Below are 17,006 nucleotides of genomic sequence, written 5' to 3' on the forward strand. Positions count from 1 at the left end.
GCGGCTCCGACCCTCATCCGGACACTCCGGACACCGAAACACGCCGACGAGCCGCAGAAGGACACCGTGAAGGCCCCCGAAGGCGTCGGCGCCGCATCCGCGAGAACCTCACCGCCTACGCGTTCCTCAGCGCGGGACTGCTCTGCTTCGCCCTGTTCTCCTGGTACCCGATCGTCAGAGGGCTGCTGCTGGGCTTCCAGGAGGTCACCTTCTCCCAGCCCGCCACCTGGGTGGGCTGGGAGAACTACCAGCGGCTCTTCGACGACCCGCTGTTCGCCACCGCGTGGACGAACACCGGCTACTTCACCCTCCTGGCCCTCGTCTTCGGTTTCGCCGCCCCGTTCGCGGTCGCGGTGGTACTCAACGAGTTCCGCCACGCCCGCTCCTATCTGCGGATGACGGTCTATCTGCCGGTGATGCTGCCGCCGATCGTCACCATGCTGCTGTGGCGCTGGTTCTACGATCCGGGCCCGGGCCTGTTCAACAACGTCCTGGAGGTCTTCCACCTGCCGGCCCAGCAGTGGTTGGAGTCGGAACACCTCGCCATGATCTCCCTGGTCCTGGTCGCCACCTGGGCCAACATGGGCACGACCACACTGATCTACCTCGCGGCGCTCGGATCGATCCCCGGTGAGCTGTACGAGGCGGCCGAACTGGACGGCGCGTCCGTCCGCCAGCGGCTGCGGCACGTGACGATCCCGCAGATGCGGTTCATCCTGATGATCACCTTGCTGCTCCAGGTCATCGGGACCATGCAGGTGTTCGTCGAACCGTTCGTCCTGACCGGCGGAGGCCCCGACGACGCCACCGTCACCGTCCTGCTGCTGCTCTACCGGTACGCGTTCGTCTACAACGACTTCGGCATGGCCAGTGCCATGAGCACCCTGCTGTTCGTCGTCCTGGGGCTGTTCGCCGCGCTCTATCTGCGCCTGACCCGCAGCAAGGGCTGAAAGGAAGACCATGCCCGCCGCCTCCACCGAGCGTACGCTCATCGCCCCCAGCGAGATGAACCGCCGCACCGGCCGCCTCCTCTACCGGTTCGTCCTGGTCCTGACCGTCCTCGGCTTCACCCTCGCGTTCGTCTTCCCTCTGTACTGGATGGCCAGCGGCGCACTCAAGTCCTCCGCCGAACTGGCCGACCCGGACCCGAGTCTGCTGCCGCAGAGCTGGCACCCGGAGTCCTACAGCCAGGCATGGACCAACGTGGGCCTCGGCCAGTACTTCCTCAACACGCTGCTGCTGGCCGTGGGGGCCTGGCTCATCCAGCTCCTGGTCGACGTCGCCGCCGCCTACGCCTTGTCGAAGCTGCGCCCCGTCCTCGGCAACGTCGTCCTCGGCATGATGCTGGCCACCCTCATGCTCCCGGTGTCCGCGTTGCTGGTTCCGACGTACCTGACCGTCGCCGACCTGCCGTTCATCCATGTCAACCTGATCAACACTCCCTGGGCGATCTGGTTGCCGGCCTGCGCCAACGCCTTCAACATCTTCATCCTCAAGAGGTTCTTCGACCAGATTCCCGCCGAACTGCTGGAATCGGCACGGCTGGACGGTGCCGGACCCGTTCGCGTACTGCTGTGGGTCGTGCTTCCGCTGTCCCGCCCCGTCCTCGCGGTGGTCTCGATCTTCGCGGTCGTCGGCGTCTGGAAGGACTTCCTCTGGCCGCTGCTCGTCCTGCCCGACCCGGCACGCCAGCCCATCACCGTCGCCCTCAACCGCTTGGCCGAGTTCATGCCCGCCAACCAGCTCCTGGCCGGCATGGTCATGGCCTCCATTCCGCTGCTGGTCATCTTCCTGATCTTCCAGCGGCACATCATCGCCGGACTGACCGCCGGCAGCCTCAAGGGCTGAACCGGCACCACGCCCCACCTGGCACCCGCTTCCCCGCCGCCCCGGGGGAAGCGCGCCTCCCTCTGCCGGCCAAGTGCTGCCCATCCACTACCAGGGCACCACCCATGGCCTACGCCTCGCGCCGACGCGGGCATCCCAGCCCAGTGGCGCAATCCCCGCCGGCCCCGCCGGCACCTCCAGGGCCGAACCGCCCCTGCACCGGAAGGACACACCGCTGTGTCGACCCCACGGACAACCCCCCTCCCCAGAACCACTTCCGCGATATCCGCCCTCCTCCTCGCCCTCGCCGGCACCGTCTCCTACAGCCTGGCAGCGCCGGCTCCGGCCTATGCCGCCAGTACCACCCTGGAAGCCGAGGCGGCGGGGCTGTCGGGTGGTGCGGTCGTACAGCGGGAGCACACCGGCTACACCGGCACCGGCTACGTCGGTGGTTTCACCGACGCCAACAAGGGCCGGGCCTCGACCACCTACAGCGTGCAGTCGGCGTACGCGGGCACCGGGTCGGTCAAGGTCCGCTACGCCAACGGCACCGGGTCGGCCAAGACGCTGACCTTGTCGGCAGGCGGAGTCACTGTGCGCCAGGTCACCCTGCCGGCCACCAGTAACTGGTCCACCTGGTCCACGGCCGAGATTCCTCACGCCTTCACCAAGGGCACCAACACGATCGCCCTGACGTTCACGGCCGGCGACAGCGGCAACGTCAATCTGGACAACCTCTCCGCCACCACCCCCGACGCCGAGCAGCCCGGCGACCCTTCCGTCATCCAGGCCGAGTCCGCGGGGCTGTCGGGCGGTGCGGTGGTGCAGCGGGAACACGCCGGCTACACCGGAACCGGTTACGTCGGCGGTTTCACCGACGGCAACAAGGGCCGCGCCTCCCTCTCCACCAGCGTGCAGTCCGCCTACGACGGTGCGGGCACCGTCACCGTCCGCTACGCCAACGGCACCGGCTCCAACAAGACACTGACCCTGTCCATGGGCGGGGCAACCACCCAGGTCACCCTGCCGGCCACCAGCGGCTGGTCCACCTGGTCCACCACCGCGGTGCCGGTCTCCTACGCCAAGGGCACCAACACCGTCGCGCTGACCTTCACCAGCAGCGACAGCGGCAACGTCAACATCGACCACCTCACCGCGGCCACTCCCGCCGGCCCCGGCGATCCCGGCGGTCCGGGCGAACCGGCCCCGGGCGGCGTCGGCGCCACCCTGCCCTTCACCACCTACGAGGCCGAAGCGGGCCGGACCAACGCCACGCCCATCGGCCCCGACCGCACCTACCTCACCCCGGCCTCGGAGGCATCCGGTCGTAAAGCCGTCAAGCTGACACGGACCGGTGACTACGTCGAGTTCACGCTGACCAAACCCGCCAACGCGATCAACCTGCGGTACTCCCTGCCGGACAGCAGTGACGGACGGGGCATCGACGCCTCCCTCAGCGTCTACGCGGACGGCCAGGCGCTGCCCGACCTCCCGCTGACCTCGCGCTACGCCTGGGTGTACGGCAACTACCCGTACACCAACAGCCCAGGCGAGGGGAAGGGCCACCGCTTCTTCGACGAGACCCGCCTCAGCCTCGGCAGGACGCTGCCGGCCAACACCGTCCTGCGCCTCCAGAAGGACGCCGCGGACACCGCCGCCTCCTACACCGTCGACCTGTTGGAGGCGGAGGAGACCGGCGCGGTCGGTACCCTGCCCAGTGGCTACGTCTCCGCCAGGAACCTCGGCGTCACACCGAACGACAACCAGGACGACACCTCCGCCCTCAACACCGCACTGGAGAGGGCCAAGAGCCAGGGCGCGGGCCTGTGGCTGCCCGCCGGCACCTACACGATCTCCGACCACATCAACCTCTCGGGGGTGAAGCTGCGCGGCGCGGGCGTCTGGCACACCGTCCTGCGCGGCACCGGCCTCAAGGGCGGCCTGCTCGGCCGGGGCGGCACCAGCACCGTCGAGGACCTGATGATCGACGGCCAGAACACCGTCCGTGACGATGCGGGTGGACACGCGGCGATCGAAGGTGACTTCGGCACCAACTCCGTCATCCGCAACGTCTGGATCCAGCACACCAAGGTCGGCCTGTGGATCACCGCACCGACCGACGGTCTGAAGGCCGCCGACCTGCGTATCCGCAACACCTACGCCGACGGCGTCAACCTGCGCGGCAACGTACGGAACACCGTCGTCTCCAACAGCAGCATCCGCGGGACGGGCGACGACGGCATGGCCATGTGGTCGGACCCGGACTCGGTCAGCGACAGCGCCTTCCGTAACAACACCATCCAGTTGCCCACGCTGGCCAACGGCGCCGCCATCTACGGCGGCAGCGGCAACAGCATCGAGAACAACCTCATCTCCGACACCGTCACCTCCGCCGCGGGCGTCGCCGTCAGCACCCGCTTCGGGGTGCCGTTCAGCGGCACCACCACGGTCTCCGGCAACGTCCTGCGCCGTACCGGCAGCATGGAACTCAACTGGAACGCCAAGCTCGGCGCCGTCTGGGTCTACGCCGACGTCCACCCGATCACCACCCCGGTGATCATCACCGGCAACACTGTCGCCGACAGCACCCACAGCGGCCTGCTCGTCTCCTACCTGAAGAACGTGGCCGACCTCCGGGTCTCCAGTACCACCATCGACACCACCGGCCATCACGGCATCGAGATCAACGCCTCCGGCAAGGGCACCTTCACCGGCGTCACCGTCCGCGCCACCGCGGGTGAGCCGCTGAACGCGGCCGGTGGCTTCACCGTCCAGCGCGGCAGCGGAAACTCCGGCTGGTAAACCCGCCGACCGACCGCGGGCCCGCCCCGGCCCAAGTCTCCCCGCCGGCCGGGCCCGCACCCTTCACGCACTCCCAGACAAGGCAGGTTGCAATGACCCCCCGTACGACCCAGTGGTGGCGCCACGCCGCCATCTACCAGCTCTACCCGCGCAGCTTCGCCGACGGCAACGGTGACGGCATCGGTGACCTGGCCGGCGTACGGGGCCGCCTGGACTACCTGGAAAACCTCGGCATCGAAGCGATCTGGTTCAGCCCTTGGTACCTGTCCCCGATGGCCGACGCGGGGTACGACGTCACCGACTTCCGGCAGATCGATCCCCGTTTCGGTACCCTCGGCGAAGCCGAACAGCTCATCACCGAAGCCCACCAGCGCGGCATCCGCGTCATCGTCGACGTCGTACCCAACCACGTCTCCAACGAGCACGCATGGTTCCTCAAGGCCGTCGGCTCCCCACCCGGGTCCCCGGAGCGTGACCTGTTCTGGTTCCGCGACGGGCGCGGCGAGAACAGACAACTGCCCCCGAACGAATGGCAGTCGATATTCGGAGGCCCCGCCTGGACGCGCGTCGAGGACGGGCAGTGGTACCTGCACCTGTTCGCCCCCGAACAGCCCGACCTCAACTGGCGCAGCCCCGCCGTACGCTCCGAATACGAGGACATCCTCCGCTTCTGGTTCGACCGCGGGATCGACGGCATCCGCATCGACTCCGCCGCCATGTGCAGCAAGGACCCGATGCTGCCCGACTACGACCACGCCGTCTTCCCCGACCCGCACCCGTATGTGGACCTCGACGAGAACCACGAGATCTACCGCGGCTGGCGCGCCGTCGCCGACTCCTACCCCGACCAGCGCGCCCTGATCGGCGAGGTCTGGCTCGCCGATCCCGCGCGCTTCGCCCAGTACCTGCGCCACGACGAGATGCACACCGCCTTCAACTTCGACTTCCTCGGCTGCGCCTGGGACGCAAAGGCACTGCGCGACTGCATCGACCAGACCCTTGCCGCCCATGCCTCGGTCGGTGCCCCCAGCACCTGGGTGCTGTCCAACCACGACGTCACGCGTCACGTCACTCGCTACGGCCGCCCGGACACCAGCACATCCGCCGGTATCCGCCAGTACAACCCGGTCGTCGACGAGGACCTCGGCCGCCGCCGCGCCCGCGCCGCCGCCCTGCTCACCATGGCCCTGCCGGGCGCCGTCTACATCTACCAGGGCGAGGAACTGGGCCTGCCGGAAGTCGAGGACATCCCCGCGGAACGGCGTGACGACCCGATCTACCACCGCACCCAGGGCCAGGACCCCGGTCGGGACGGCTGCCGTGTTCCCCTGCCCTGGGACGGAGAAGCCGAGCCGTACGGTTTCAGCGCCGCCGGAGCCGAACGCCCTTGGCTGCCCCAGCCCGCCGACTGGGCACACCTGAGCGCCGCCGCCCAGGAAGCGGACCCCGCCTCCATGCTCAGCCTCTACCGTGAGGTGCTGGCACGGCGAGCAGCGGAACCCGCACTGGGCGACGGCCCCATCCAGTGGCTCGAATCCCCCGAGGGTGTCCTCGCCTTCACCCGCGGTACGGGGGACGACTTCTCCTGCCTGATCAACCTGTCCGACGCGCCGGTGCCCCTTCCCGAGCACACGACCGTGCTCGTCACCTCGGATCCGCTGCACGATGGACTGCTGCCACCCGACACAGGCGTCTGGCTTCGCCCCATCTGATCCTCCGTGGCCGGCGATGTGCCCTCTCCACACGCGTCGCCGGCCTCGCGCCACGCCTTCACCGTGTCCCGAACGGGTGGCCACGTAACAGCTGCACAGGGCCGTCGTATCGGCGATCAGCACCGTGGCTCGCCGAGCGTGACCGCTCGAGCGGGGCTCTCTCGGGTGCGGGTTCACATCGTCCCGCCTCCACGCCGGGAACGCTACGGCTTCGTGGCTACCAGCCGGTCCAGAGCAGGTGGTTGACCGTAAGCGCCACGATCGCCTGCGCGGCGAGCCAGCCGCGTCGGCCCGGTGTGGGCAGGAGCGCGGCAGCGGGGAGCAACCAGAGCATGAAGGGTTGCCAGATCCGTTCCGTCTCCGCCTTGCTCATCCCGGACAGGTCGGCCACCAGTAGCGCGAGGAGCGCCGTCGACACGAGCAGGACCAGGCCCTGCGGCGATGACGTCGTCCCGGTCCGCAGAGCGCGGACCGTTCCGGGGAAGTCTGACGCGGTTCGGCGTAGGCCCGCGAGTGTCGCCGGTCCGACGGCGAGTGCGGTGCAGGCGAGGTTGGCCCAGATCCAGTAGGAGTAGGGGCGGACGCCACCGGCCCCCTGGTAGTAGCGCTCGACGAGCAGGTGGTACGCCTCCCACCAGTTGAAGCCCGCGAGCGTGAACGCCACCGGCACCACCAGGGCTCCCAGGAGGAAGAGAGGGAGCGGCCGCGGGGTGCGGGTGAGGACGAGGACGGCGAGGAGCACAATGGCGATGAGCGTCAGACCGTAACTGAGGTAGCAGGTCAGCCCGAAGAGGAGGCCGGCGCCCACCGCCGCGGCCGCGGGGCTGCGGACCGTGCGGGTCGCGGCCAGGGCGAGCAGGGCGATGGACCACGCGGCCACCGCGGTGAAGTAGCCGTCGGCCGAGGCGCCGGCCCAGATCGCGACCGGTGCGAGGACGAGGAACGGGGCGGCGCGGCGGGCCGTGTGTTCGTCCGCCAGCGTGCGGACGGCGATCAGGACGGCCACCGCGGCGGAGGCGCCGGTCACGATGCACCAGACTCCGGCCCAGGCGCCGCCGCCGAGCCCGACGCGGTCCAGCAGGACGAAGGTCAACGTGGCGCCCGGCGGGTGTCCGGCGACATGGGCGGGCCAGTTGCCGGGCGGGCCGATCAGGATGTGCTCGTTGAAGCCGTGCAGGGCGGCGCCGATGTCGTCGAAGCGGCTGATGACCCTCAGGTACTCGTGCTTGGTGGTGAGCCGTTCGGCGATGCCGCGGCCCCAGCCGTCGATCAGGGCGAGCGAGAACACCCAGGCGAGCGCGGCGGCGTAGCTGCTGAGGAGCAGGGTGCGCCAACGCAGCCGGTCGGCGAGGACGGGGCCGTAGGCGATGACGGCTGCGGCCACGGTGGGCGCGGCCCATGTGCCGGGCCCGACATGCGGGTACCAGGAGGCGAGCAGCGGTGGCCAGTGCACGAAGAGGGTGCGGGCGGGGTCATCGAAGGCCCTGCCGACGAGCACGGCCGCGGCGACCAGCACGACACCCACACCGGCGGCGGCCAGGTCACGTAGGTGGCGGGGATGGTGTGCGGGGACAGGCTCGGTGGCTTGTTCGGTGCGGTCCACGGTCTTCACGCAGGCACCGTACGCACGTCGGGGCACCGAAGACGCGTGACGAGGGGACGCGTCACCGAACGGTCAGATTCTGTGAGGTCCGTGGACGGCCGCACTCGCCCGGCCCGTGCGTGCGTGGGGAGACGTCATCGATTCGTCAGGAGTCGCAACCGCTTCGCTCCGCAGATCCCGGCATAGCGTCAGGGCATGGGCGACAGTCGCAGAATCACTCCAACCCCACGCGCACCCCTCTCCCGACTCCTCGGCGGACGGGTGACAACGATCCTCGCGCACACCCCCTCCTCGTCGGGGTACTGGCGCAGCCCGGTGCGCGGGGTGCGGTTCACCGCGGTGCTCGGTCTCGTCCTGCTCATCGGGATCACCGTGCTGTTCGTGACCGGTCTGCTTTCGTATGCCGCGTACAACCCGGACCTGAGCCCGGTCAACGACAAAACGCCCGGCAAAGGGCTGCTGGGCTTCTACCTCTTCGCCTGGCCGACCGGGCCGCACTGGCTGTACCGGCTCACGCAGGGGCTCCACGTCACCCTCGGCATCGTGCTCGTCCCGGTACTGCTGGCCAAGCTCTGGTCGGTCGTGCCGAAGCTCTTCGCGCTGCCCCCGGCTCGTTCCCTCGGGCACGCGTTGGAACGGATCTCGCTGCTGCTCCTGGTGGGTGGGGCGTTGTTCGAGTTCGTCACCGGGTTGCTCAACATCCAGTTGGAGTACCTGTTCCCGGGCTCCTTCTACCCGCTGCACTTCTACGGGGCCTGGGTCTTCTTCGCCGCGTTTCTCACCCACGCTGCGCTGCGGATGCCGCAAGCCGTACGGGTGTTGCGTTCCGGTCGGCTGAGCGAGGCGAGCCCGGGCGATCCGCTGGAGTCTCCCGCTCCGTCCGCGCCGACGATCTCCCGCCGGGGAGCGCTGGCCGTGGTGGGCGCCGGTTCGCTGGTCCTGCTGATCACCTCGGTGGGGCGGAGCTTCGACGGACCGCTGCGGCGTCTCGCCGTACTGGCTCCCCACGGCGTCGATGAGCCGGGCTCCGGTCCAGGCGGATTTCAGATCAACAAGACGGCCGCCGCCGCAGGTGTGACCACGGCCGACACGGGGGAGAATTGGTGGCTCACCGTCAGTGGGCCGGCCGGGAATCTCCGGCTCACGCGGAGAGACCTGATGGCCATGGACCAGTACAGCGCCGCGCTCCCGATCGCGTGCGTGGAGGGCTGGTCGACATCGGACCAGCGGTGGCGCGGCGTCAGGCTGAGCGATCTGGCCGTGCTCGCCGGATACCCGGACGGCGTGCCGGGGCTGCTCGTGGAGTCCATGCAGCGCAGTGGGCCCTTCCGCCGCGCCGCGCTGCGCGACAACCAGGTGCGCGACCCCAGCTCGCTGCTGGCTCTGCAGGTCAACGGCGAGGATCTGACACCCGATCACGGATATCCGGCACGGATCATCGTCCCGGCGGCCCCAGGTGTACTCAACACCAAATGGGTGTCCCGGCTGACCTTTGGATCGTTGTGAGCAGGATGAACCCGCGAGCCGTCGTGCGGCGCCTGTACGGGGAGGGGCCGCTGCACCTGCTGCTGACGGCCGCCTCCTTCGCCCTGGCGGGCTATGCGGGGGTACGGCTGCTCGCGGGAGACGCCGTCGGCGTCGTCGTGTGGTTCGTCGGCGCCGCCCTCGTGCACGACCTGGTGTTGGTTCCGGTCTACGCGTCCGCGGACCGCCTGCTGTGCCGGTTCGCCGACAGGCGGCCCGGGTTGGTGAACTTCGTCCGGGTGCCGGTGCTTCTGTCCGGACTGCTGCTGCTCGTCTGGTTCCCACTGATCACCCGCCAGGCCGAACGCTACGAGCCGGCGAGCGGGCTGTCTCCCGACGTCTTCCTGGGGAACTGGCTTCTGATCACGGCCGCGCTGTTCCTGGTGTCGGCATTCTGGCTGGTGGTACGGACGGTCCGACTACGTCGTAGGCAGACGAAAGGGCGGCCGTCCGCATCCCACTGATCGACGGAGTGCAGCCCGTGGGCGCGGGCGTATCTCAGCAGTGCGGGGGTACCCATCCGGGCCCAGGGGAACGGCTCGGTCGCTTCCGGTCCCGCGACGGACGCGCGTCCGTCGTCCAGCCTCACCTGGGCTCGCTCGTCGATGTCCTGGGGGGCGGTCTCGGCGATGAGGAGCCCGCCCGTGGCGAGCAGGTCCGCCGTCCGCCGCAGCAACAGGGACGGGTCGCCGCCGATGCCGATGTTGCCGTCGAGGAGCAGGACAGTGCCCCAGCGGCCCTCCCCGGGAAGCGGTTCGAAGACCGACCGGCGCAAGGCGGAACCACCGAGTCGCCGGGTACGGTCGATCGCGGCATCGCTGACGTCGATACCGAGCGCGCGGTGACCGCGGGCCGCGAGCGCGGCCACCAGCCTCCCGGGTCCGCACCCGATGTCCAGGACGGGTCCCTCACAACGGCGTAGCGCCGACAGGTCCGCCGCGTCCGCCCCGGCACACCAGCGCTCGACATCGAGCGGCAACAGCCAGCCGTCCGTACGGCGGAGATAGAGCGGGCCGTGTCCGTTGCGCAGGGCAATGGTGTACGGGTCGCCGCTCCGTGAGCCGGTCCCCCACGAGGTGGCGTCCGGGTACGGAGGGCTCATCACGCCGCCGTCCCGGCCCATGCGGTTCATCGGGCCACGGCCCGGGTCAGGCGGGCGAGTTCGGCGGCGAACCGTCCGTGCGGGGCGAGTGCGGCGACGTGAGCGGCGTCGACCGCGACGTCCACGTCCCGCAGTCGGGGAAGATCCCGGACGGTCAGTCCGGCGTCGACCAGCCTGCGCCGTTGCACCGCGCCGGTCTCGGGTACGGACATCGGGACGCCGCGCAGAAGCCGGGGGTCTGGTTCGGCCAGGCCCAGCGCCCAGAACCCGCCGTCCTCGGCGGGCCCGAACCAGGCGTCACAGTCGTTCCACGCAGTGGTGGAGAGGGCGGGGGCCAGGTCGGTCGTCGTCACCTGCGGGGTGTCCATTCCGATCAGGAGGGTTGGCCCGGTGCAGGCTCCGAACGCGGCGGCGAGGCGTTCGTCGAGGCCACCCGCGCACTGCTCCACCACTTCGACGTCAGGCGGCAGCCACGGCCCGGGGGCTCCGTCCAGGACGACGGCGCGCCGCGCGGCGGGCAGGGAGCAGACGGTTCGCAGGGTGTCGGCGAGAGCCGCCTCGGCCAGGCGCGCGGCCTCGACGGCAGAGAAGGGCGGAGAGAGCCGGGTCTTGACCCGGCCCGGCAGCGGTTCCTTCGCGATCACCAGCAGGGTCGTCATCCCGGTCGGCGCGTCGCGGGCCCGGCCCGCGCAGGACGAGCTCATCGGGTGACCTGCGCACGGACCGGGGGCTCGCCCAGCACGGAGCGCATGTCGCGTACGGCGTGCCAGGTGCCCCGCCATGTACCGGTGACCTTCGACTTCCCGGTCCGCGCGAGGTACGGGACGTCCGTCTCGGTGACCCGCAGGCCCGCGTCGGCGGCGCGCACCACCATTTGTAGCGGATAACCGCTGCGCCGGTCGGTGAGATCGAGTCCCAGCAGGTCGGTCCGGCGCGCGGCCCGCATCGGCCCGAGGTCGTGCAGCCGCAGCCCCGTGCGGCGACGGAGCATCCGGGCCAGCGCCGCGTTGCCCGCCCGCGCGTGCAGTGGCCAGGCGCGGCGCCCTTGGGGCCGGCGACGGCCGAGCAGGAGGTCGCTCTCGCCGTCGGCGACGCGGCGCACGAAGTCCGGCAGCAGACCGGGATTCATCGAACCGTCACAGTCGCAGAAACAGACGAACTCCGCCTCGGAGGCCAGGAGCCCGGCGTGACACGCCGCGCCGAAGCCGCGTCGTGCTTCACGGACCACGGTCGCGCCGAGGGACCGGGCCAATTCCGCCGAGCCGTCGGTGGAACCGTTGTCCACGACGATCGCCCGCCACCCACGAGGGACGGAGGCCAGCACCGCGGGCAGGGCGGCGGCTTCGTCCAGACAGGGCAGAACGATGTCAGCACGAGGGCCGCGAGTACCGGAAGGAGGAGTCATGCCGATCACCCTACGGAGCCGAAAGCGACATATCGGCTTCCAGATTCTTACGAAATATGGACGTCGGGCAGCCGGTGGCGCGACGACGTCCCCGCTCGACAGGGGCAGGTGCCAAGGTGGTGACATGTACCCGTACCCATCACTACCCCGCTCCGCCGACCGAGTGGCTTGCACCCGCTCGGCGCGTGACGGCGGCCTCCCGGGAAACGGAACGCCGCCGCCGGGGACGGCCCCGGCACCAGGGACATGCCCCCCAGCGGCCCCACCCGCGGCCACGTCCTCGTCGTGGACGACGACCCCACGGTCGCGGAGGTGGTCGCCGGGTATCTGACGGGGGCCGGATACGAGGTGACCCGGGCGGCGGCCGGCCCGGCCGCACTGGAGCGGTACGCGGCCCGGCGCCCGGACCTCGTCGTCCTTGACCTGATGCTGCCCGGCATGGACGGATTCGAGGTCTGCCGCCGTATGCGGGCGCATGGACCGGTGCCGGTCATCATGCTGACCGCGCGCGGCGACGAGGACGATCGCATCCTCGGGCTGGAAACCGGGGCGGACGACTACGTGACCAAGCCGTTCAGCCCTCGCGAACTGGTCCTGCGTGTCGACTCCGTGCTGCGCCGTGCCAGGGCGGCCTCGGCTCCCCCCGCCCGGTCGGCCCTGCTCCGGGGTGCGGGCCTCGTCCTCGATCCCGCAGCCAGGAGCGCGACGTGCGAGGGCCGTGCGCTCTCCCTCACCCTGCGGGAGTTCGACCTGCTGACCTTTCTCCTGCGCCACCCGGGCCGGGTCTTCACCCGGGAGGAGCTGATGCGCGGGGTCTGGGGCTGGGACTTCGGAGACCTGTCGACCGTCACGGTCCATGTCCGTCGTCTGCGCGGGAAGGTGGAGGACGATCCGGCCCGCCCGGAGCTGATCCGTACGGTGTGGGGCGTCGGTTACCGACTGGACCTACCCCCGGACCCGGGGGCTGATTCCGTCGCTCCCACCGAGCCGGAGCCCGGATCTCTCTCATGACCGACATCCTTCTCATCGCGCTCCTCGCGTTCCTGGGCGCCGCCGCCGCCGGACTGCTCGGCGCACTCGTGCTGCGGATCTCCCGGCACCGCTCGCTCGTCGTGTCTCTGACCGTCGTGGCCGCCGTAGCCGTCACCGCGATGCTCGCCGGGACGCTGGCCGTTGCCTGGGCGATGTTCCTGTCGCCGCACGACCTCTCCGTGGTCACCACCGTCGTCGCCATGGCTGCCGTGGTCTCGCTCGTCACCGCGATACTGCTGGGCCGATGGGTGGCGGCGAGAAGCCACGATCTGACCCTCGCCGCCCGTTCCTTCGGGGAGGGCGGCACCTTCGCGGCCCCGGAGGCTCCGGCCACCGCCGAACTCGCGGCGCTCACTCGCGAGCTGGCCGCCACCAGCGCCAAACTCGACAGTTCACGCGAGCGGGAGCGGGCCCTGGAGACCTCGCGGCGTGAACTCGTCGCCTGGATCTCGCACGACCTGCGCACCCCGCTCGCCGGACTGCGCGCCATGGCCGAAGCGCTGGAGGACGGCATGGCCGTCGACTCCCGGCGCTATCTGCGGCAGATACGCACCGAGGTGGAGCGGATGAACGACATGGTCGGTGACCTCTTCGAGCTCTCCCGCATCCACGCGGGCTCGCTCACCCTGAGCCCCACCCGCACCTCCGTCTACGACCTGGTGGGCGACGCCCTCGCCGGTGCCGACCCCCTGGCCCGTGAGCACGGCGTGCGGCTGGTCGGCGGCCGGGTCGAGGCGGTGCCCGTACAGGTCGACGGCAAGGAGATGAGCCGGGTGCTCGGCAACCTCCTGACCAACGCGATCCGCCGCACCCCCGCGGACGGCACCGTCGCGGTGGCAGCGCACCGCGACGGTGCCGGGGTCGTCCTGTCAGTGACAGACGGTTGTGGCGGGATCCCGGAGGATGACCTGTCCCGAGTCTTCGACACCGGTTGGCGCGGCACCCATGCCCGCACGCCGCCCGCAGGCGCGGGGCTCGGACTCGCCATCGTCCGGGGCATCGTCGAGGCACACGCCGGACGGACGGAGGTGCGCAACGTCACGGGTGGCTGTCGCTTCGAGGTGACCCTGCCGGTGGCGTGAGGCTCAGGCGGACACGCCTGCGGACGTCTCCCGCAGGGGTGCCGTCGCGAACTCCGCCATCCCGTCGGCGAATCCCACCTCCGGCTTCCAGCCCAGTTCATCGCGCAGCCGCCGCGAGTCGGCGGTGACGTGGCGTACGTCACCGAGCCGGTACTCACCAGTGATCACCGGCTCGGGGCCTCCGGAAGCCGAGGTCAAGGCCGCGGCCATCTCTCCGATGGTGCGGGGCTGCCCGCTCCCCGTGTTGTACGCGGCAAAGCTTCCCGGGCCGAGTCCCGCCACCGCCCGGGCCGCCACCGCGTTGGCGGCCGCCACGTCCCGAACGTGGATGAAGTCCCGGCGCTGGCCTCCGTCCTCGAATACGCGGGGGGAGTCTCCCCGGGCCAGCGCGGAACGGAAGAAGGAGGCGACACCCGCGTACGGTGTGTCACGCGGCATCCCCGGCCCGTACACGTTGTGGTAGCGCAACGACACCGCCCGGCCACCCGTCGCCCGCGCCCATGAGGAGGCGAGGTGTTCCTGGGTGAGCTTGGTCGTCGCGTACACATTGCGCGGATCCATCGCCGCGTCCTCGCCGACCAGCCCGGGCACGAGCTCCGTGCCGCATGAAGGGCAGTGCGGCTCGAACCGGCCGGCGGCCAGATCGGCCTCGGCGCGCGGTCCCGGCCGGACCGGGCCGTGCCGCCGACAGTCGTACCTGCCCTCTCCGTACACCACCATCGATCCGGCGAGCACCAGACTTCGTACCCCAGCCGCGGCCATCGCGGCCAGCAACACGGCGGTGCCGAGGTCGTTGCACCCCACGTAGTCCGGCGCGTCCGCGAAGTCCTTGCCCAAGCCGACCATCGCCGCTTGATGGCAGACCACGTCGACGCCGTACAGTGCACGGTCCACGGCGTCCCGGTCGCGCACGTCCGCCGTGATGAGCCCGTTTCCGGGTGACGAGGGGGTGGTGCCGTGTGCCGAGGGGAGCAGGGCGTCGAGCACCACCGCCTCGTGTCCGGCCGACCTGAGAGTCCGGACGATCTCCGAGCCGATGAACCCGGCGCCGCCGGTGACAAGAACGCGCATGTCGCTCACGGTAGGCCGTCCGGAGCCGAGTGGTCCGCCGTTGGCTCGGCATGTCACCGGACCGTAAGGGACGTGTCGTGGGGGACGCGGACTCTTATCCCACGCCCAGGTCTTTGCCATGCCGTTCCCACTGAGCTTGAACTCGTGATGGCATCTTCGGTGATCAGGGAGTGGTGTGCATCGTGAAGTTGCAGGTTACGGATCTGGTGTGCGCGCATCTTCCTGTGCTCACGCTGGTCGGCGGCCGGTGTCCCCGCTGAAGACCGTCCGATGAGATGTGGCAGCGTGCGCCGGGCGACGGTCAGCGCCACCTCGACTGCGGGCGGTTCGGCGCCCATCGGCTCGGCCGCCTCATCGACGTCGAAGCCGATCCAGCGGCACAACACCACACTGTCGGCGCACCCGTCCGGGAGCTGCCCGTACAGCACGAGCAGGCCCGGGTCCCGTGGTCCGATCCGGTCGGCCCGCCGTCCTACCTGAAGGCGCAGTTCACGCCAGACCTCGGCAGCGGGGCAGGGCTGACTCAACAACCAGGCCCAGTGATTCCGGGCGGACGCCAGTGAACCGCCCCGGGTTTGATGGAGACATCGAAGACCCGGAAGGATGCCGATCATGGCTGCTCCCCGTAAGTACCCTGACGAGTTGCGCGAGCGCGCGACCCGCCTGGCCGTCGAGACCCGCAAGGACCCCGCGGCGCGGACGGGCGCGGTGCGGCGCATCGGCGGCTCGGAGCGGTGGTCGAAGGCGCCGCTGAAGCACTCGGGCGCCATGTAGGCCGGGGGTGCCGATCAGGACGCCGGTGGTGGTGATGTCGTGTCGGGCGTCGCTGCTCTTGGTGATGCCGAAGTCGACGACCGTCGCTTTGCCGTTGGACCTGACAATGATGTTGGACGGCTTGATGTCCCGGTGGGTCAGGCCCGCCAGTCACGTATGGGCAGGGCGATCATTCTTCCGGGTCGTCCTCAGGCAGCTCCTCCTCCGTATCGCGGACGGTCCAGTCGTCGGCCAGCAGCGCGACGCCGTGAGCACCGAGCCATGCCGAGAGGCCGTCGTGCGACAACAGCGCGGAGGCGGCCTCGGCAGGGTCGCCGCTGAGCTGCCGCAGCGCGGGGGTGGCGGACTCCAATTGGTCGGCCGCGAATCTGCTCCATGCGTCCCGGTCGGTCACCTCGAATGTCCAAGTGCCTGACACCACGAGAAGATCCCTGTCCTGTTCTGCTTCCGATGTGGCGTCGAGTTCCTCCGAGCTGTCTTCCCAGCTGTCTTCCTCAAGCTCGGCGAAGGGGCTGTCCCAGTGAGTCTGTTCACGAACACACTCACCGTATGCGGCTGCAGCTCTTCTGAGGGCTTCAAACGCTTCGATGCCGGCCTCACCGGCCTGATCCGGTGCGGACATGACCTGAGCGTGCTGCCGCAGGGCAACGATCAACTCGTCGAGGCGGTCTTGCATGCTCACGGGCGCTCGCTGCTCTCTGTGCGGGAGGCGGGGGCCCAGGAAGTCTCCGCCATGAAGCGCTTACGGAAAACCGTGCCGGGAGTCGCGAAGGCGACTTCGAGTGCCTCATGGGGCACGTCGCGGCTCTCGGTACGCCGGGGAACCTTGCGGTAGCCGCACGCGCGCATGAGCGTCGTAGCCGAGGCCCAGCTGTCCGATGCCACCACTACTTCGTCGAGAGCGTCGCAGGCATTGCTCTCGTCGGCCAGGACCGCGTATGCGATCACCGAGCCCGCGACTCGGGCTCTGGCACTCATACCACCCATGTTCACTCCATCGGTTGCGGGTGGCGAGGCCGCCGAAAGGCTGCCTCGCCACCCAGTCCCTGTGACGGGAATCGACTCTACTGGT

At 70.0% G+C, this 17,006-nt stretch carries 16 protein-coding genes and 1 pseudogene; 8 read left to right on the forward strand and 9 right to left on the reverse strand.

From position 1 onward, the window contains the following. Nucleotides 1–95: 95 nt before the first annotated feature. From Sfulv_RS08330 to Sfulv_RS08345, 4 genes are all read left to right on the forward strand, one after another. Complete coding sequence (locus Sfulv_RS08330) at nucleotides 96–950, forward strand: carbohydrate ABC transporter permease (protein WP_173317686.1); 855 nt, start codon at nucleotides 96–98, stop codon at nucleotides 948–950. Nucleotides 951–960: 10 nt separating this feature from the next. Continuing rightward, the gene (locus Sfulv_RS08335) at nucleotides 961–1,848 is read left to right on the forward strand and encodes a carbohydrate ABC transporter permease (protein ID WP_173313089.1); all 888 of its coding nucleotides are present in this window, start codon (nucleotides 961–963) and stop codon (nucleotides 1,846–1,848) included. A 216-nt stretch (nucleotides 1,849–2,064) separates the two neighbouring features. Beyond that, on the forward strand, nucleotides 2,065–4,629 hold the full coding sequence (locus Sfulv_RS08340) for a carbohydrate-binding protein (protein ID WP_173313090.1): 2,565 nt from the start codon (nucleotides 2,065–2,067) through the stop codon (nucleotides 4,627–4,629). Nucleotides 4,630–4,721: 92 nt separating this feature from the next. Further along, nucleotides 4,722–6,341, forward strand: coding sequence for a glycoside hydrolase family 13 protein (locus Sfulv_RS08345; RefSeq protein WP_173313091.1), 1,620 nt, complete (start codon nucleotides 4,722–4,724; stop codon nucleotides 6,339–6,341). Between the two features lie 217 nt (nucleotides 6,342–6,558). Here Sfulv_RS08345 and Sfulv_RS08350 read toward each other — a convergent pair whose 3' ends face one another. After that, on the reverse strand, nucleotides 6,559–7,953 hold the full coding sequence (locus Sfulv_RS08350) for a hypothetical protein (RefSeq protein WP_371874648.1): 1,395 nt from the start codon (nucleotides 7,951–7,953) through the stop codon (nucleotides 6,559–6,561). Nucleotides 7,954–8,139: 186 nt separating this feature from the next. Between Sfulv_RS08350 and Sfulv_RS08355 the strand changes: the two genes are divergently transcribed. After that, a complete protein-coding gene (locus tag Sfulv_RS08355) occupies nucleotides 8,140–9,450 on the forward strand; it encodes a molybdopterin-dependent oxidoreductase (protein ID WP_173313092.1) in 1,311 nt (436 codons plus the stop codon). Nucleotides 9,451–9,775: 325 nt separating this feature from the next. Here the strand turns inward: Sfulv_RS08355 and Sfulv_RS08360 are convergent, their stop codons facing one another. The 3 genes from Sfulv_RS08360 to Sfulv_RS08370 are packed head-to-tail and all read right to left on the reverse strand — an operon-like array spanning nucleotide 9,776 to nucleotide 11,975. Then, nucleotides 9,776–10,570 (reverse strand): class I SAM-dependent methyltransferase, encoded by a 795-nt coding sequence (locus Sfulv_RS08360; protein WP_173317690.1) that lies wholly within the window; start codon nucleotides 10,568–10,570, stop codon nucleotides 9,776–9,778. Between the two features lie 26 nt (nucleotides 10,571–10,596). Then, nucleotides 10,597–11,274 (reverse strand): TIGR04282 family arsenosugar biosynthesis glycosyltransferase, encoded by a 678-nt coding sequence (locus Sfulv_RS08365; protein WP_246353055.1) that lies wholly within the window; start codon nucleotides 11,272–11,274, stop codon nucleotides 10,597–10,599. Further along, on the reverse strand, nucleotides 11,271–11,975 hold the full coding sequence (locus tag Sfulv_RS08370; RefSeq protein WP_173313093.1) for a glycosyltransferase family 2 protein: 705 nt from the start codon (nucleotides 11,973–11,975) through the stop codon (nucleotides 11,271–11,273). Before Sfulv_RS08370 ends, Sfulv_RS08365 begins: the two co-directional genes overlap by 4 nt. Before the next feature lie 246 nt (nucleotides 11,976–12,221). On the opposite strand from Sfulv_RS08370, the gene Sfulv_RS08375 reads away from it, so the two are divergent. Both Sfulv_RS08375 and Sfulv_RS08380 read left to right on the forward strand, forming a co-directional pair. Then, nucleotides 12,222–12,986: a response regulator transcription factor gene (locus tag Sfulv_RS08375; RefSeq protein ID WP_173313094.1), complete on the forward strand. Its 765-nt coding sequence runs from the start codon at nucleotides 12,222–12,224 to the stop codon at nucleotides 12,984–12,986. Continuing rightward, nucleotides 12,983–14,089: a sensor histidine kinase gene (locus tag Sfulv_RS08380; RefSeq protein ID WP_173313095.1), complete on the forward strand. Its 1,107-nt coding sequence runs from the start codon at nucleotides 12,983–12,985 to the stop codon at nucleotides 14,087–14,089. Before Sfulv_RS08375 ends, Sfulv_RS08380 begins: the two co-directional genes overlap by 4 nt. 3 nt (nucleotides 14,090–14,092) lie before the next feature. Here Sfulv_RS08380 and Sfulv_RS08385 read toward each other — a convergent pair whose 3' ends face one another. Together Sfulv_RS08385 and Sfulv_RS08390 are read right to left on the reverse strand one after the other, a co-directional pair. Continuing rightward, nucleotides 14,093–15,160, reverse strand: coding sequence for an NAD-dependent epimerase/dehydratase family protein (locus tag Sfulv_RS08385; protein ID WP_173313096.1), 1,068 nt, complete (start codon nucleotides 15,158–15,160; stop codon nucleotides 14,093–14,095). A gap of 53 nt (nucleotides 15,161–15,213) precedes the next feature. Further along, complete coding sequence (locus tag Sfulv_RS08390; protein WP_173313097.1) at nucleotides 15,214–15,774, reverse strand: hypothetical protein; 561 nt, start codon at nucleotides 15,772–15,774, stop codon at nucleotides 15,214–15,216. Here Sfulv_RS08390 and Sfulv_RS08395 point away from each other — a divergent pair. After that, on the forward strand, nucleotides 15,773–15,934 hold the full coding sequence (locus tag Sfulv_RS08395) for a hypothetical protein (RefSeq protein WP_173313098.1): 162 nt from the start codon (nucleotides 15,773–15,775) through the stop codon (nucleotides 15,932–15,934). The two genes, Sfulv_RS08390 and Sfulv_RS08395, sit on opposite strands and share 2 nt — an antisense overlap. A 63-nt stretch (nucleotides 15,935–15,997) precedes the next feature. Here the strand turns inward: Sfulv_RS08395 and Sfulv_RS31140 are convergent. From Sfulv_RS31140 to Sfulv_RS08410, 3 genes and pseudogenes are all read right to left on the reverse strand, one after another. After that, nucleotides 15,998–16,084: pseudogene (locus Sfulv_RS31140) on the reverse strand (hypothetical protein); the annotation flags it as partial. A gap of 19 nt (nucleotides 16,085–16,103) precedes the next feature. Further along, nucleotides 16,104–16,616, reverse strand: a complete 513-nt coding sequence (locus tag Sfulv_RS08405; RefSeq protein WP_173313099.1) for a hypothetical protein — start codon at nucleotides 16,614–16,616, stop codon at nucleotides 16,104–16,106. Next, complete coding sequence (locus Sfulv_RS08410; protein WP_173313100.1) at nucleotides 16,613–16,912, reverse strand: hypothetical protein; 300 nt, start codon at nucleotides 16,910–16,912, stop codon at nucleotides 16,613–16,615. The genes Sfulv_RS08405 and Sfulv_RS08410 overlap by 4 nt, the downstream gene beginning before the upstream one ends. Nucleotides 16,913–17,006: the final 94 nt, after the last annotated feature.

Origin of the sequence: Streptomyces fulvorobeus (genome assembly GCF_013167895.1) — a bacterium.
Classification (GTDB): domain Bacteria; phylum Actinomycetota; class Actinomycetes; order Streptomycetales; family Streptomycetaceae; genus Streptomyces; species Streptomyces fulvorobeus.

What these genes read in the sequence shown, in the direction of transcription:
- Sfulv_RS08335 (WP_173313089.1), top strand. Translation starts at nt 961, where the DNA reads ATGCCCGCCGCCTCCACCGAGCGTACGCTCATCGCCCCCAGCGAGATG.
- Sfulv_RS08345 (WP_173313091.1), top strand. Translation starts at nt 4,722, where the DNA reads ATGACCCCCCGTACGACCCAGTGGTGGCGCCACGCCGCCATCTACCAG.
- Sfulv_RS08355 (WP_173313092.1), top strand. Translation starts at nt 8,140, where the DNA reads ATGGGCGACAGTCGCAGAATCACTCCAACCCCACGCGCACCCCTCTCC.
- Sfulv_RS08360 (WP_173317690.1), bottom strand. Translation starts at nt 10,570, where the DNA reads ATGAGCCCTCCGTACCCGGACGCCACCTCGTGGGGGACCGGCTCACGG.
- Sfulv_RS08365 (WP_246353055.1), bottom strand. Translation starts at nt 11,274, where the DNA reads ATGAGCTCGTCCTGCGCGGGCCGGGCCCGCGACGCGCCGACCGGGATG.
- Sfulv_RS08370 (WP_173313093.1), bottom strand. Translation starts at nt 11,975, where the DNA reads ATGACTCCTCCTTCCGGTACTCGCGGCCCTCGTGCTGACATCGTTCTG.
- Sfulv_RS08375 (WP_173313094.1), top strand. Translation starts at nt 12,222, where the DNA reads ATGCCCCCCAGCGGCCCCACCCGCGGCCACGTCCTCGTCGTGGACGAC.
- Sfulv_RS08380 (WP_173313095.1), top strand. Translation starts at nt 12,983, where the DNA reads ATGACCGACATCCTTCTCATCGCGCTCCTCGCGTTCCTGGGCGCCGCC.
- Sfulv_RS08385 (WP_173313096.1), bottom strand. Translation starts at nt 15,160, where the DNA reads ATGCGCGTTCTTGTCACCGGCGGCGCCGGGTTCATCGGCTCGGAGATC.
- Sfulv_RS08395 (WP_173313098.1), top strand. Translation starts at nt 15,773, where the DNA reads ATGGCTGCTCCCCGTAAGTACCCTGACGAGTTGCGCGAGCGCGCGACC.
- Sfulv_RS08390 (WP_173313097.1), bottom strand. Translation starts at nt 15,774, where the DNA reads ATGATCGGCATCCTTCCGGGTCTTCGATGTCTCCATCAAACCCGGGGC.
- Sfulv_RS08410 (WP_173313100.1), bottom strand. Translation starts at nt 16,912, where the DNA reads ATGAGTGCCAGAGCCCGAGTCGCGGGCTCGGTGATCGCATACGCGGTC.